Origin of the sequence: Shewanella gelidimarina, assembly GCF_023283945.1 — a bacterium.
GTDB classification, from domain to species: domain Bacteria; phylum Pseudomonadota; class Gammaproteobacteria; order Enterobacterales; family Shewanellaceae; genus Shewanella; species Shewanella gelidimarina.
Map to the genome: position 1 here is coordinate 1 of NZ_JAKIKW010000042.1, position 16,494 is coordinate 16,494.

Here is a 16,494-nt window from a genome sequence, read left to right on the forward strand (position 1 = left end):
AGATGTTGAACGTGGTCAGGTTCTTGCTGCTCCAGGTTCAATTACTCCACACACAACTTTTGAGTCAGAAATCTACGTTCTGTCTAAAGAAGAAGGCGGACGTCACACTCCTTTCTTCAAAGGTTACCGTCCACAGTTCTATTTCCGTACAACGGATGTAACTGGTACTATCGAATTGCCTGAAGGCGTTGAGATGGTAATGCCTGGTGATAACGTACAGATGACAGTTACCCTAATCTGCCCAATCGCGATGGATGAAGGTTTACGCTTCGCTATCCGTGAAGGTGGCCGTACTGTTGGTGCTGGTGTTGTAGCTAAGATTGTTGCTTAATAGCAACGAGTCTTAACTCAATATCAAAAAAGGCAGCTTAGGCTGCCTTTTTAATTTCCATTATAAGCCTGTACTAATTTTGTTAGCTAAGCCGGGCTTTGTATTCTTGCCAAATACGTGGAATAAGAATACAATCTATGACCGATTTTTGACTCGCTGGATATGCTTTTAGTGAGTGTATTGAGCCGTCGTCAGTTCGGATTGAAGCCTGACTGATTTTTTCACTGAGCAAAATGCTATATTTATAGTATTACTTGTCTCAGAACGTAGTGAGTAACGGAATTAACCGATGACAACAAATACTGAAAGCCAGGGTAATTCTCTGGATATTATAAAGTGGGGCCTAGTCATAATTTTGTTGGCTGCTGCTATTATTGGCAACCATTATTTCGCTGAAGCAAGTGTTTTAGTACGCGCGATAGGCGTTGTAATTGCCTTTGCCGTTGCTGGTCTTATTGCGTCGCAAACAGAGAAAGGCAAGCAAGCGTTAACGTTTGCTCGTGAATCACAGATTGAAGTTCGTAAAGTGGTTTGGCCTACGCGTCAAGAAGCACTGAATACAACTTTTATTGTATTAGCTGCAACCGCCATTTTAGGATTAATCCTTTGGGGCATGGACGCAGTATTGCTTAGAATTGTTAATTTTATTACTGGCGTATAGGCATCTCGAATGACTGAAGCAACTGAAGCTAAAAAAAGATGGTATGTAGTACAAGCGTTTTCTGGCTATGAAGGCCGCGTTTGTAAATCGTTGCATGAACATATCAGAATGCACGAGATGGAAGCTTACTTTGGTGAAGTTTTAGTACCCACTGAAGAAGTCGTTGAAATGCGTGCAGGCCAACGTCGTAAGAGTGAGCGTAAATTCTTCCCTGGCTATGTATTAGTACAGATGGAAATGAATGACGAGAGCTGGCACTTAGTGAAGAGTATCCCTCGTGTGATGGGCTTCATTGGTGGTACATCAGATCGTCCAGCACCAATTTCTGATAAAGAAGCTGATGCAATCCTTCAGCGTCTTCAGGATACTACTGAGTCTCCAACGCATCGCGTTATGTTTGAGCCAGGCGAAGTTGTTCGCGTTACTGACGGACCTTTTGCTGACTTTAACGGTACTGTTGAAGAAGTGGATTATGAGAAGAACCGCGTTAAGGTTTCTGTCATGATCTTCGGTCGCTCAACGCCAGTAGAACTTGATTTTAGTCAGATTGAAAAGAGCTGATTAAATAAAACACAAATACTAATTGGAAATGGGTGCGAATTTGTATATAATTCGCACCCATATTTTTCGGGGAGCTTTTCAACATTTTGTTGATGGCGTTTGGACCCAAACTTGAGGAAAATGTCTCATGGCAAAGAAAGTTGATGGTTACATCAAACTACAAGTAGCAGCCGGTGCTGCAAACCCGTCGCCACCAGTTGGCCCAGCATTGGGTCAGAAAGGCGTTAACATCATGGAATTTTGTAAAGCATTCAATGCTCGTACTGCAAATTTCGACAAAGGTATGCCAATTCCTGTTGTTATCACTGTATACACTGATCGCTCTTTCACTTTCGAAACTAAGACGCCACCTGCATCTTTCCTACTGCTTAAAGCAGCTGGTTTGAAGTCTGGTTCTGGCCGTCCTAACACTGAAAAAGTGGGAACTATCAAGCGTAGCGTTGTCCAGGAAATTGCTGAGACTAAAGCCGCTGATATGACTGGTGCTGATATTGAAGCGATGACTCGTTCAATTGAAGGTACTGCGCGTTCAATGGGTTTGGTAGTAGAGGACTAATATAATGGCAAAGCTAACTAAACGCGCTCGTTTGATCCGCGAAAAAGTTGAAGTAACTAAGAACTACGACATCAATGAAGCTGTTGCACTACTAAAAGAACTAGCAACTGCTAAGTTCCTTGAAAGTGTTGACGTAGCTGTAAACCTTGGTGTTGATCCACGTAAATCTGACCAAAACGTTCGTGGCGCTACTGTGCTACCACACGGTACTGGTCGTGACGTACGTGTAGCTGTATTTACTCAAGGCGCTAACGCTGAAGCTGCTATTGCAGCCGGTGCTGAGCTAGTCGGTATGGACGAGCTTGCTGCCCAAGTTAAAGCGGGTGAAATGAACTTTGACGTTGTAATCGCATCTCCAGATGCAATGCGCGTTGTTGGTCAGTTAGGTCAAATCTTAGGCCCACGTGGTCTTATGCCTAACCCTAAAACTGGTACTGTAACGCCAAACGTTGCAGAAGCAGTTAAGAATGCTAAAGCTGGTCAAGTTCGCTATCGTAACGATAAGAACGGCATCATCCACACTACTATTGGTAAAGTGGATTTTGAAACAGCTCAACTTAAAGAAAACTTAGAAGCTCTTCTTGTTGCTCTTAAAAAAGCCAAGCCAGCAGCTGCTAAAGGTGTTTTCCTTAAGAAAGTAAGCATCTCTACCACTATGGGTGCAGGTGTTACTATTGACCAGAGCACTCTGGATGATGGTAAGTAAATTTACAATGCTCGCGTATTAGTCTATAATGCGCGCACTTTGTAGGGTTGAGGCTAAGATTAAATCTTTTAGGTTAAAAATTAGCCTCCGTCCAAGACCGTAGGTGTTAGTTGAATAACTAACTTAATCTCCTACGTAGACGGTGTCGGACCCCAGATAGATTTTATTCTGCTGGATCTTTTCGCGCCGTAAGTCGCTAGATATCATTTAGATGTTTAGCATGGTAATTGCTAGGGATTTTCCCTAGATAGAATCCAGGAGTAAAGCCAATGGCATTAGGACTCGAAGACAAAAAAGCGATTGTTGCTGAAGTCGCCGAAGCTGCCAAAGGTGCTTTATCTGCAGTTGTAGCCGATTCACGTGGCGTAACTGTAGGTGATATGACCGGTCTTCGTAAAGCAGCTCGTGAAGCTGGTGTATACATTAAAGTTGTACGTAATACACTAGTAAAACGCGCTGTCGCTGGTACTGATTTTGAGTGCCTAAGCGATACGTTCACTGGTCCTACTTTGATTGCATTCTCTACTGAGCACCCAGGTGCAGCAGCGCGTCTTCTTAAAGATTTCGCGAAGTCACAAGAGAAGTTTGAAATCAAAGCAGCAGCCTTTGAAGGGGAATTAATCCCTGCAGATAATATTGATCGTTTAGCGAAACTACCAACATACGACGAAGCACTAGCTCAGTTCATGATGACTCTAAAAGAAGCATCTGCAGGCAAGTTCGTTCGTACATTGGCCGCTCTACGCGATCAGAAAGAAGCAGCTTAATAATTTTATTAGCCGCTTAATTAAATTGAATTCAGTACAATTAGGAATTTTTTGTTATGTCTATCACTAAAGACCAAATCTTAGAAGCTCTTGCAGAAATGTCTGTAATGGATGTTGTTGAACTAATCGAAGCAATGGAAGAGAAATTCGGCGTATCTGCTGCTGCTGCTGTTGTTTCTGGTGGTGGCGAAGCTGCTGCTGCTGAAGAGCAAACAGAGTTTGACGTTATTCTTACTTCTTTCGGTGAGAACAAAGTTAAAGTAATTAAAGCTCTTCGTGGCGCTACAGGTCTAGGCCTTAAAGAAGCTAAAGCTATGGCAGAATCTTCTCCAATAGCTGTTAAAGAAGCTATTTCTAAAGAAGAAGCTGACACGCTTAAGACTGATCTAGAAGAAGCTGGTGCTTCTGTAGAGATCAAGTAAGTTATAACTTAACTTACTCAACCTAAGAAATTAGGTTAGGGCTGGCGGTTTTTTAACCGTCGGCCTTTTTTGCGCTGTATGCGCAGGCGATTTTTTATTCACCGTTTGTCGCCAGATTTTGCAGTCCCTAACAGAGATTACTGGTTAGGTTCTTGCCATCAACGGTGATGGGCAAACGTGCTGTCTCAATCAAATGATTGGTCAGTCTTGGTCACATCTCGTAATCAGAGGAAACCCATGGTTTACTCCTATTCTGAAAAGAAGCGTATTCGCAAAGACTTTGGTAAACGTCCACAAGTTTTGGATATTCCTTATCTTTTGTCTATACAGTTGGACTCATTTAAGAAGTTCACCGATCAAGATCCTACTGGCGAGCGTGGTTTTGAAGCCGCTTTCCGTAGCGTTTTTCCCATCAAAAGTTTTTCTGGTAACTCAGAATTACAGTACGTTAGCTATAAGCTAGGCGAACCTGTTTTTGATGTGAAAGAGTGTCAAATTCGTGGTATCACATATGCAGCTCCATTACGCGTTAAATTGCGTATGGTTCTTTATGACCGTGAAGCGGCACCTGGCACTGTAAAAGATATTAAAGAACAAGAAGTTTATATGGGGGATATCCCTCTTATGACTGACAACGGTACTTTTGTAATTAATGGTACTGAGCGTGTTATCGTATCTCAGCTACACCGTAGCCCGGGCGTATTCTTCGATCATGACCGTGGTAAAACCCACTCTTCAGGTAAGGTGCTTTATAATGCACGTATTATTCCTTACCGTGGTTCTTGGTTAGACTTTGAATTCGATCCTAAAGATGCATTGTTTGTTCGTATTGACCGCCGTCGTAAATTGGCCGCAACGATCATTCTTCGCGCATTAGATTATTCGACTCAAGACATTCTCGACCTGTTCTTCGATCGCGTAAACTTTAAAATCAAGAAAGATTCATTAGTAATGGATCTTGTTGCTGATCGTCTACGTGGCGAAACTGCAAGCTATGATATAAAAGAAGCTGATGGCACTGTTCTTGTTGAGAAAGGCCGCCGTATTACTGCGCGTCATATTCGTCAACTAGAAAAGACTAAGACTACCGAGCTAGAAGTACCTGTTGAGTACATCGTTGGCAAAATTTCTGGTAAAGATTATATCGATCCAGATACCGGTGAAGTTTTAGTTTCTGCAAACGCAGAAATTGGCTTAGAAGATCTTGCAAAGCTTTCACTTGCTGGCATTAAAGAAGTAAGCACACTGTTTATCAACGAGCTTGATAACGGTGCTTATATGTCTGACACTCTACGTATAGACTCAACAACTAACCGCTTAGAAGCGCTTGTTGAAATCTATCGTATGATGCGCCCAGGTGAGCCACCAACTAAAGATGCTGCAGAAGCGTTATTTAATAACCTTTTCTTCAGCGAAGAACGCTATGACCTGTCTAAAGTCGGTCGTATGAAGTTCAATCGTCGTCTAAGTATTGATGACGACGAAGGTACGGGTATCCTTTCTAAAGAAGATATCGTTGCCGTGATGAAGAACATCATCGCCATCCGTAATGGATTTGACGAAGTTGATGATATCGATCACCTTGGTAACCGTCGTATCCGTAGTGTTGGTGAAATGGCTGAAAACCAGTTCCGTGTTGGTCTCGTTCGTGTAGAACGTGCCGTACGTGAGCGTTTGAGCCTTGGCGATCTAAATGAGCTTATGCCTCAAGATCTGATTAATGCCAAGCCAATCTCTGCAGCTGTTAAAGAATTCTTTGGCTCTTCACAGCTTTCACAATTCATGGATCAAAACAACCCGCTTTCAGAAGTGACGCATAAGCGTCGTATTTCTGCGCTTGGCCCAGGTGGTTTGACTCGTGAACGTGCTGGTTTTGAGGTTCGAGATGTACACCCGACGCACTATGGTCGTCTATGTCCAATCGAAACTCCTGAAGGTCCAAACATTGGTTTGATCAACTCGTTGGCAACCTTTGCTCGTACAAACAACTATGGTTTCCTTGAAACACCTTACCGCAAGGTAGTTGATGGTGTGGTAACTGACGAAGTAGATTACTTGTCAGCTATCGAAGAAGGTCGCTATGTTATTGCACAGGCTATCGTTCAACTCGACGAAACTGGTCGCATGATGGATGAGCTTATTGCTTGTCGTCATAAAGGTGATTCTACCTTTATGGGTGCTGGTGATATCCAATATATGGATGTTTCACCACAACAGATTATTTCTGTTGCGGCATCGCTAATTCCGTTCCTAGAACACGATGATGCGAACCGTGCATTGATGGGTGCAAACATGCAACGTCAGGCCGTACCTACACTTAGGGCTGATAAGCCTCTAGTTGGTACTGGTATTGAGCGTACTCTTGCTGTTGACTCAGGCGTTGTTGTTGTTGCTAAACGTGGTGGTTATGTTGACTACGTTGACGCTAGCCGCATCGTGGTAAAAGTTGACGAAGCTGAGCTAACGCCTGGCGAAGCTGGTATCGATATCTACAACTTGACTAAATACACTCGTTCTAACCAGAACACGTGTATTAACCAACGTCCTTGTTGTAGCATGAACGATCCAGTTGTTCGTGGTGACGTACTAGCTGATGGTCCATCTACCGATTTAGGTGATTTGGCTCTTGGTCAGAACATGCGTATCGCGTTCATGCCTTGGAACGGTTACAACTTTGAGGATTCAATCCTTATCTCTGAGCGTGTTGCGATGGAAGATCGTTTCACCACTATCCATATTCAAGAGCTTTCATGTATTGCTCGTGATACTAAGTTGGGTAGCGAAGAGATCACTGCTGATATTCCAAACGTTGGTGAGTCTGCGCTTTCTAAGCTAGATGAATCAGGTATCGTTTATATCGGTGCTGAAGTTAAGGGTGGCGACATCCTAGTTGGTAAAGTTACACCTAAGGGTGAAACACAGCTGACTCCAGAAGAGAAGCTCCTCCGAGCAATCTTTGGCGAAAAAGCTTCTGACGTTAAAGACAGTTCACTACGTGTACCTAACTCTGTTAAAGGTACTATCATCGACGTTCAAGTATTTACTCGTGACGGCGTTGATAAAGATAAGCGTGCTGTTGAAATCGAAGAGTTGCATATCGCTGAAGCGAAGAAGGATTTGACTGAAGAGTTCCAAATTCTTGAAGAGGGTGTTCTTGGTCGTGCTCGCAACCTATTATTGGGTGAAGGCTACACTGAAGAACAACTTAACGCGATTTCACGTTCACAATTGTTGGTTCAAACCATCGATGATGAAGGTAAGCAAACTGAGCTAGAACAACTAGCTGAGCAAGCGGAAGAGCTGAAAGCTGATTTCGATAAGAAATTTGAAGTTAAGCGTCGTAAGATCACTCAAGGTGATGATTTAGCACCTGGCGTACTGAAGATTGTTAAGGTTTACCTTGCTGTCAAACGTACTATCCAGCCTGGTGATAAGATGGCGGGTCGTCACGGTAACAAGGGTGTAATCTCTAAGATTTGTCCTGTTGAAGACATGCCTTACGATGACAAAGGTAACCCAGTGGATATCGTATTGAACCCACTAGGTGTACCGTCACGTATGAACATCGGTCAAGTACTTGAAGTTCATATGGGTGCTGCAGCTAAGGGTATCGGTAATCGTATTGCTGAAATGCTTGAAGAGCAGCGCGAATTGGCAGAACTTCGCGGATACATCAAAGAAGTTTATGAATTGGGCGACGAAGTAATTCAAAAAGTCGACATCGATTCATTTACTGATGATGAAATCTTGCGTCTTGCTAAAAACCTTAAAGGTGGTGTACCAACAGCTACACCTGCGTTTGATGGTGCCAAAGAGAAAGAGATCAAGCAGATGCTTGCTCTTGCAGGTCTACCGACATCAGGTCAGCTAACGCTGTGTGATGGTCGTACTGGTAACGAATTTGAGCGTCAAGTAACCGTTGGTTACATGTACATGCTCAAGCTTAACCACTTGGTTGACGATAAGATGCACGCCCGTTCTACCGGTTCGTACAGTCTTGTTACTCAGCAGCCATTGGGTGGTAAAGCGCAGTTCGGTGGTCAGCGTTTCGGTGAGATGGAAGTATGGGCACTTGAAGCTTACGGTGCAGCATATACTCTTCAGGAAATGCTAACTGTTAAGTCGGATGATGTGAACGGTCGTACTCAGATGTATAAGAGCATCGTCGACGGTAACTATCAGATGCAACCAGGTATGCCTGAATCTTTCAACGTATTGTTGAAAGAGATCCGTTCACTCGGTATCAACATTGAGTTGGATACCAAGTAAAACTGGTTCCCGCCTCTATTTGGCAAAATCGGTGCTCTGCATTAGCAGAGCACCCGATTTAACTCCTTCAGGAGAGAAACGTGAAAGACTTATTAAAGTTTCTGAAACAGCAAAGTAAGACTGAAGAATTTGATGGAATCAAGATTGGCCTAGCGTCACCTGATTTGATCCGTTCTTGGTCATTTGGTGAAGTTAAGAAGCCAGAAACCATTAACTACCGTACATTCAAGCCTGAACGTGAAGGTTTATTCTGTGCGCGTATTTTTGGTCCAGTAAAAGATTACGAATGTTTATGCGGTAAGTATAAGCGTCTTAAGCACCGTGGTGTGATCTGTGAAAAGTGTGGCGTTGAAGTTACACAGACTAAAGTACGTCGTGAACGTATGGGTCACATCGATCTTGCAAGCCCAGTAGCACATATTTGGTTCTTGAAATCACTGCCGTCTCGTATCGGTTTGATGCTAGATATGACTCTTCGTGATATCGAACGTGTACTTTACTTCGAATCTTTCGTCGTCATCGAGCCTGGCATGACCAGTCTTGAACGCGGCCAAATGCTAACAGAAGAAACTTATCTGGATGCATTGGAAGAGTACGGTGATGAATTCGAAGCTAAGATGGGTGCTGAAGCAGTTCTAGAATTGCTACGTGCTATCGAGCTTGAGAAAGAAATTGAAATGATGCGCGAAGAATTGCCATCAATCAACTCTGAGACTCGTCGTAAGAAGATCACTAAGCGTCTTAAGCTTGTTGAGGCATTCTTCCAATCAGGTAACAAGCCTGAGTGGATGATCCTTAAAGTGCTGCCGGTTCTGCCACCTGATCTACGTCCTCTAGTACCACTAGATGGCGGACGTTTTGCTACGTCTGATTTGAACGACCTTTATCGTCGTGTAATCAACCGTAACAACCGTCTAAAGCGTCTGTTAGATCTAGCTGCTCCAGATATCATCGTACGTAACGAAAAGCGTATGTTGCAAGAATCTGTCGATGCGCTATTAGATAACGGTCGTCGTGGTCGTGCTATTACGGGTTCTAACAAGCGTCCGCTTAAATCTTTGGCCGATATGATCAAAGGTAAGCAAGGTCGTTTCCGTCAGAACTTGCTAGGTAAGCGTGTTGATTACTCTGGTCGTTCGGTTATTACCGTTGGTCCAACGCTTCGCTTACATCAGTGTGGTCTTCCTAAGAAGATGGCACTTGAGCTATTTAAGCCGTTCATCTATGGCAAGTTAGAAGGTCGTGGCTTAGCTACTACCATTAAAGCTGCTAAGAAGATGGTTGAACGTGAAGTACCAGAAGTTTGGGATGTTCTAGACGATGTTATTCGTGAACACCCAGTGATGCTTAACCGTGCACCAACATTGCACAGACTAGGTATCCAGGCATTTGAGCCAGTACTAATCGAAGGTAAAGCGATTCAGCTTCACCCATTGGTTTGTGCGGCATACAACGCCGATTTCGATGGTGACCAAATGGCTGTTCACGTGCCGCTAACGCTGGAAGCTCAGCTAGAAGCACGTTCACTAATGATGTCTACCAACAACATCCTATCACCTGCAAACGGTGAGCCGGTGATTACACCATCTCAGGATGTTGTATTGGGTCTTTACTACACGAGTCGTGAGCGCGTTAACGGCAAGGGTGAAGGCATGGCATTTGCTGATGTTGCAGAAGCTGAAAAAGCTTACCGCACCGGCTTTGCAGAATTGCATGCTCGCGTTAAGGTTCGTATTACCGAAACCAAGATTAACGAAGCAGGCGAAAAAGTTAAGACTCGTCGTATCGTAGATACAACAGTGGGTCGTGCATTGCTTTCAACGATCCTGCCAAAAGGCTTATCTTATGATCTGGTTAACCAGAACATGGGTAAGAAGCAGATCTCTAAGCTATTGAACACTTGTTACCGTCAACTAGGTCTTAAAGATACCGTTATCTTTGCTGACCAATTGATGTATACCGGTTTTCATTATGCAACTGTGTCTGGTGCCTCTGTGGGTATCAACGACATGGTTATTCCAGATGAAAAGTACACGCTAGTTGCGGACGCTGAAGCGGAAGTTCTTGAGATTCAAGAGCAGTTCCAGTCAGGTCTAGTAACAGCCGGTGAGCGTTACAACAAGGTCATCGATATCTGGGCAAGCGCGAACGAAAAAGTTTCTAAAGCGATGATGCAAAACCTGTCAACTGAGACAGTGATTAACCGTGATGGCGTAGAAGAAGAGCAAGAATCTTTCAACAGTATCTACATGATGGCCGATTCTGGTGCTCGTGGTAGTGCTGCACAGATTCGTCAGCTTGCCGGTATGCGTGGTTTGATGGCTAAGCCAGATGGCTCAATCATCGAAACACCGATTACCGCAAACTTCCGTGAAGGTCTAAACGTATCTCAGTACTTTATTTCGACTCACGGTGCGCGTAAAGGTCTTGCGGATACGGCATTGAAGACAGCTAACTCTGGTTACCTGACTCGTCGTCTAGTAGACGTTGCACAAGATTTAGTTGTGATTGAAGAAGACTGTGGCACGTTTGAAGGTCTAACAATGAAACCCCTTATTGAAGGTGGTGATGTTGTTGAGCCGTTGCGTGAACGTGTTCTAGGTCGTGTTGTTGCTCAAGATGTATTTAAGCCAGGTACTGAAGAAGTACTTGTGCCACGTAATACACTGCTTGACGAAGCTTGGTGTGACATCATCGAAGATAATTCAATCGATGAAATGATTGTTCGCTCAGTAATTAGCTGTGATACAGACTTCGGTGTGTGTGCTGCTTGTTATGGTCGTGATTTGGCTCGTGGCCATATCATCAACCAAGGTGAAGCAATCGGTGTTGTTGCGGCTCAGTCAATTGGTGAGCCAGGAACACAGCTTACGATGCGTACCTTCCACATTGGTGGTGCAGCATCTCGTGCGTCAGCAGAGAACAACGTTCAAGTTAAGAACGCGGGTACTCTAAAGCTGCACAATGCTAAGCATGTAACAAACATCAATGGCAAATTGGTCATTGTATCTCGTTCTTCAGAGCTAGCCATTATCGATGAGCTAGGTCGTGAGAAAGAGCGTTATAAGGTTCCATACGGTACAATTCTAGAAAAACTAGAAGATGCAGCTGTTGCAGCTGGCGATATTATCGCTAACTGGGATCCACATACTCACCCAATTATCACTGAAGTTGCGGGTAGTACTAAGTTCGTCGATATGATTGACAATGTCACTATGACACGTCAAACAGACGATCTAACGGGTCTATCATCTATTGTGATATTAGATGTTGCACAACGTCCAACAGCCGGTAAAGAGATGCGTCCTATGATTCGTCTCGTTGCAGCTGATGGCGGTGACTTGAAGATTCCTGGTACTGAAGTTCCAGCACAATACTTCTTGCCTGGCAACGCGATTGTTAACCTTGACGATAACGCATCAATTAACGTTGGTGATGCATTAGCACGTATTCCTCAAGAATCGTCTAAGACTCGTGATATTACCGGTGGTCTGCCACGCGTAGCCGACTTGTTCGAAGCGCGTAAGCCGAAAGAGCCTGCTATTCTTGCTGAAGTATCGGGTACTATCTCGTTCGGTAAGGAAACCAAAGGTAAGCGTCGTCTAGTGATTACTCCTGCTGAAGGTGGCGAGCACTACGAAGAGATGATTCCTAAGTGGCGTAACCTAAACGTGTTCGAAGGCGAAAAAGTCGAACGTGGTGAAGTTATTGCTGATGGTGCAGAAGCTGCGCACGATATTCTACGTCTACGTGGTATCCACAATGTGGCTAACTACATCGTGAATGAAGTGCAGGATGTTTACCGTCTACAGGGTGTTAAGATCAACGATAAGCACATTGAGGTGATTATTCGCCAGATGCTGCGTAAGTGTGAGATCACTAATGCTGGTGACAGTAATTTCCTAGCAGGCGAGCAAGCTGAAGTTTCACGCGTTAAGATCGCTAACCGCGAACTTGAAGCGCAAGGCAAGCAGTTAGTCACCTTTACTCGTGATCTTCTTGGTATTACCAAGGCGTCTCTAGCGACAGAGTCATTTATCTCAGCAGCATCGTTCCAGGAGACCACTCGTGTTCTTACTGAAGCAGCCGTTGGCGGTAAGAAAGACAAACTACGCGGTCTTAAAGAGAACGTAATTGTGGGTCGTTTGATCCCTGCTGGTACGGGTTACGCATACCATCAGAAGCGTGCAGCAGCGGCGGCGAAACCAACGTCTACTGAAGCACCAACAATTAGCGCAAGCGAAGCTGAGCAGAACCTTGCAGATTTGCTAAATCTAGCTGGAAGTTCTGATTAATTCAGTCTGAAAAGTAAACAGATTGTAAAAAAGGCGCCTTTTGCGCCTTTTTTTTACTTTAAATCGGTTAAAAGTTGTCTATTTCTTGACACTAACGCCATACACTTCTAAAATTTCGCGTCCCACACCTGTGGGATATAGATTTTTCACACCTTACTGTTGATTCGGTCAACTGATTCGGAGCTATACATGGCAACTGTAAACCAGTTGGTACGTAAGCCACGCGCACCTAAAGTCGATAAGACTAATGTGCCTGCGTTGGAAGCGTGTCCACAAAAACGTGGTGTTTGTACTCGCGTATACACAACCACACCAAAAAAACCTAACTCTGCACTACGTAAAGTAGCTCGTGTGCGTCTAACTAACGGTTTCGAAGTTACTTCGTACATCGGCGGTGAAGGCCACAACCTGCAGGAACACAGTGTAATTCTAATCCGCGGTGGTCGTGTAAAAGATCTACCGGGTGTACGTTACCACACTGTACGTGGCGCTTTAGATTGTGCTGGTGTAAGTGAACGTCGTCAAGGTCGTTCAAAGTACGGTGCTAAGCGTCCTAAGTCTTAACGTTTTCCGTTAAGTAAGGCCAAGCTAGTTTTTATTGAGATTCCAGTTTTGGGGTCCCTGAAGCATACGGAGAAATTGTTATGCCAAGACGTCGCGTTGTAGGACAACGTAAAATCCTACCAGATCCAAAGTTCAACAGTGAGTTGCTGGCTAAGTTCATCAACGTCATTATGCAGGACGGCAAAAAGTCGACTGCAGAAAAAATTATTTACAAGGCACTAGATACCGCTTTCGAAAAGAAAGGCGAAGATCATCTAGTTATCCTTGAAGCAGCCCTGGACAATGTGCGTCCAACCGTCGAAGTTAAATCTCGTCGTGTTGGTGGTTCTACATACCAGGTACCATGTGAAGTTCGTCCAGTGCGTCGTAACGCACTGGCGATGCGCTGGTTGGTTGAAGCTGCACGTAAGCGTGGTGAAAAATCTATGGCGTTACGTCTAGCCGGTGAAATGCTAGACGCATCAGACAACAAAGGTACTGCTGTTAAGAAGCGCGAAGACGTGCATCGTATGGCAGAAGCAAACAAAGCGTTTGCTCATTACCGCTGGTAATATCTTGGCGTGGGCTAAGTCCCACGCCTTACTTGCATTGCTAACACTCAGGTTTTAGCTAAGAGGGTATAAATCGTGGCTCGTACAACTCCAATTGAGCGTTATCGTAATATCGGTATTGTCGCTCATGTTGACGCTGGTAAAACCACTACAACTGAACGTGTTCTATTCTACACCGGTATGTCTCATAAGATCGGTGAAGTTCATGATGGCGCAGCCACTATGGATTGGATGGAACAAGAGCAGGAACGTGGGATTACCATCACATCAGCCGCAACGACTACTTTCTGGCGCGGAATGGATGCGCAGTTTACTGAACACCGTATCAACATCATTGATACTCCTGGTCACGTTGACTTCACTATTGAAGTAGAACGTTCACTACGAGTCTTAGATGGTGCTGTGGTTGTATTCTGTGGTTCATCTGGGGTTGAACCTCAATCTGAGACTGTTTGGCGTCAAGCTGATAAGTATCATGTACCTCGTATGGTTTTCATCAATAAGATGGACCGTGCAGGGGCTGACTTTGATAGCGTAGTCGAACAGATCCGTAACCGTCTTGGAGCAAACTGTGTCCCTATTCAGCTGAATATCGGTGCAGAAGAAGAGTTCAAAGGTGTTGTTGATTTGATCAAGATGAAAGCCATTAACTGGTCTGAAGAAGACCTGGGAATGACTTTCAGTTATGAAGAAATACCAGCAGACTTAGCCGATAAAGCAGCAGAAATGCGTGAGTACTTGGTTGAGAGTGCAGCGGAAGCTTCAGACGAACTGATGGAAAAATACCTCGAAGGAAGTGTACTTTCAGAAGTTGAGATCAAAGAGGCATTACGTAAGCGTACCTTAAATAATGAAATCGTTTTGGTCACCTGTGGTTCTGCTTTTAAGAACAAAGGTGTGCAAGCGGTGCTCGATGCAGTGGTAGATTATCTACCGTCACCTGTCGAAGTTCCTGCAATTACGGGAATGGATGACAATGAGAAAGAAACATATCGTCCTGCGGATGATAATGCGCCTTTTGCTGCGTTAGCCTTTAAGATTGCAACAGACCCATTTGTGGGTACCTTAACCTTTATACGTGTTTATTCAGGTGTATTGGAAACCGGTGCTGGCGTTTATAACTCTGTTAAGCAAAAACGTGAACGTATTGGTCGTATGGTGCAGATGCACGCTAATGACCGTCAAGAGATTAAAGAAGTACGCGCTGGCGACATCGCTGCTGCTATTGGTCTTAAAGACGTGACGACTGGCGATACATTGTGCGATATTGACCATAAAGTAGTTCTGGAGCGAATGGATTTTCCTGAGCCTGTAATTACTATTGCCGTTGAACCAAGAACCAAGGCAGACCAAGATAAGATGGGGATGGCGTTGCAAAAACTTGCAGCGGAAGATCCGTCGTTCCGTGTAGAAACTGATGAAGAATCAGGTCAAACACTGATCTCTGGTATGGGTGAGCTACACTTAGACATCATCGTTGACCGTATGCGTCGCGAGTTTGGTGTTAGCTGTAATGTAGGTAAACCTCAAGTTGCATATCGTGAGACTATTCGCGCTAGCGTGGAAGTTGAAGGCAAGTTCATTCGCCAATCTGGTGGTCGAGGTCAATTCGGTCATGTTTGGTTAAAGCTAGAACCTCAAGAAGAAGGTTTTGGCTACGAATTTGTCAACGAAATTGTTGGTGGTTCTGTTCCAAAGGAATATATCCCAGCAGTAGACAAAGGTATTCAAGAACAGATGAAGAGCGGCGTATTAGCTGGCTTCCCTATTCTAGACGTAAAGGTTACTTTGTTTGACGGTTCATATCATGATGTGGATTCGAACGAAATGGCCTTTAAAGTCGCCGGTTCAATGGGCTTTAAAAAGGGTGCTCTTGAAGCAGACCCTGCCTTGCTTGAACCTTGTATGAAAGTTGAAGTGACAACACCTGAAAATCATATGGGTGATGTTGTGGGAGACTTAAACCGTCGTCGTGGCCTCATTGAAGGTATGGACGATGGTATCGCAGGTGTTAAGCTTGTGCATGCAACAGTACCTTTGTCTGAAATGTTCGGTTATGCAACCGCTTTGCGCTCTGCGACTCAGGGTCGTGCTTCATACTCAATGGAGTTTTTGAAGTACTCCGATGCACCGCAAAATGTTACTAAAGCAATAATGGAAGCTCGAGGCTAAATAGTCTGGCTCTATTGTTGATATAATTAATTGCTATTGCTCGGTTCAATAAACCGAGCTTTTCTGAAAAGAAAGGAATATATCGTGGCTAAAGAAAAATTTGAACGCGTAAAACCGCACGTTAACGTTGGTACTATTGGTCACGTCGATCATGGTAAAACAACACTAACAGCTGCTATCTCGTCTGTATTAACTAAGACTTACGGTGGTGAAGTTAAAAACTTCGCACAAATCGATAACGCTCCTGAAGAGCGTGAGCGCGGTATTACAATTAATACTTCTCACATCGAATATGACACACCTGCACGTCACTACGCACACGTAGATTGTCCTGGTCACGCCGATTATGTTAAAAACATGATCACTGGTGCTGCTCAAATGGACGGCGCGATTCTAGTAGTTGCTTCTACAGATGGTCCAATGCCACAAACACGTGAGCACATCCTGCTTTCACGTCAGGTTGGCGTACCATTCATCATCGTATTCATGAACAAATGTGACATGGTAGATGACGAAGAGCTTCTTGAGCTTGTAGAAATGGAAGTTCGTGAACTTCTTTCTGAATATGACTTCCCAGGTGATGACTTACCAGTTATCCAAGGTTCTGCGCTTAAAGCCCTTGAAGGCGAGCCAGAGTGG

At 44.3% G+C, this 16,494-nt stretch carries 13 protein-coding genes; all 13 read left to right on the forward strand.

The genetic code is table 11. The features are described from left to right. Positions 1 to 331, forward strand: a 331-nt coding sequence (locus tag L2729_RS20860) for an EF-Tu C-terminal domain-related protein (protein WP_487250773.1), incomplete at its 5' end; no start/stop codon positions are given. A 289-nt stretch (positions 332 to 620) separates the two neighbouring features. Continuing rightward, a complete protein-coding gene (gene secE / locus L2729_RS20865) occupies positions 621 to 992 on the forward strand; it encodes a preprotein translocase subunit SecE (protein ID WP_101088973.1) in 372 nt (123 codons plus the stop codon). Between the two features lie 9 nt (positions 993 to 1,001). Beyond that, positions 1,002 to 1,553, forward strand: a complete 552-nt coding sequence (gene nusG / locus L2729_RS20870; protein ID WP_101088974.1) for a transcription termination/antitermination protein NusG — start codon at positions 1,002 to 1,004, stop codon at positions 1,551 to 1,553. Positions 1,554 to 1,680: 127 nt separating this feature from the next. Beyond that, a complete protein-coding gene (gene rplK, locus L2729_RS20875) occupies positions 1,681 to 2,109 on the forward strand; it encodes a 50S ribosomal protein L11 (protein ID WP_248989989.1) in 429 nt (142 codons plus the stop codon). Positions 2,110 to 2,113: 4 nt separating this feature from the next. After that, entirely contained in the window at positions 2,114 to 2,815 is a 702-nt protein-coding gene (rplA, locus tag L2729_RS20880) for a 50S ribosomal protein L1 (RefSeq protein ID WP_101088976.1), read from the forward strand. A 269-nt stretch (positions 2,816 to 3,084) separates the two neighbouring features. Then, the gene (rplJ, locus tag L2729_RS20885; RefSeq protein WP_248989990.1) at positions 3,085 to 3,582 is read left to right on the forward strand and encodes a 50S ribosomal protein L10; all 498 of its coding nucleotides are present in this window, start codon (positions 3,085 to 3,087) and stop codon (positions 3,580 to 3,582) included. 56 nt (positions 3,583 to 3,638) lie between these two features. Continuing rightward, a complete protein-coding gene (rplL, locus tag L2729_RS20890; RefSeq protein WP_248989991.1) occupies positions 3,639 to 4,004 on the forward strand; it encodes a 50S ribosomal protein L7/L12 in 366 nt (121 codons plus the stop codon). 237 nt (positions 4,005 to 4,241) lie between these two features. Further along, entirely contained in the window at positions 4,242 to 8,273 is a 4,032-nt protein-coding gene (gene rpoB / locus L2729_RS20895) for a DNA-directed RNA polymerase subunit beta (protein WP_248989992.1), read from the forward strand. A gap of 80 nt (positions 8,274 to 8,353) precedes the next feature. Beyond that, positions 8,354 to 12,568 (forward strand): DNA-directed RNA polymerase subunit beta', encoded by a 4,215-nt coding sequence (gene rpoC / locus L2729_RS20900; RefSeq protein WP_248989993.1) that lies wholly within the window; start codon positions 8,354 to 8,356, stop codon positions 12,566 to 12,568. 189 nt (positions 12,569 to 12,757) lie between these two features. Then, the gene (rpsL, locus tag L2729_RS20905) at positions 12,758 to 13,132 is read left to right on the forward strand and encodes a 30S ribosomal protein S12 (protein ID WP_101088981.1); all 375 of its coding nucleotides are present in this window, start codon (positions 12,758 to 12,760) and stop codon (positions 13,130 to 13,132) included. Between the two features lie 80 nt (positions 13,133 to 13,212). Then, on the forward strand, positions 13,213 to 13,683 hold the full coding sequence (rpsG, locus tag L2729_RS20910; protein WP_101088982.1) for a 30S ribosomal protein S7: 471 nt from the start codon (positions 13,213 to 13,215) through the stop codon (positions 13,681 to 13,683). Positions 13,684 to 13,758: 75 nt separating this feature from the next. Beyond that, complete coding sequence (gene fusA / locus L2729_RS20915) at positions 13,759 to 15,855, forward strand: elongation factor G (protein ID WP_248989994.1); 2,097 nt, start codon at positions 13,759 to 13,761, stop codon at positions 15,853 to 15,855. 84 nt (positions 15,856 to 15,939) lie between these two features. Beyond that, a partial coding sequence (locus L2729_RS20920) for a GTP-binding protein (RefSeq protein ID WP_248989995.1) occupies positions 15,940 to 16,494 on the forward strand: 555 nt, incomplete at its 3' end.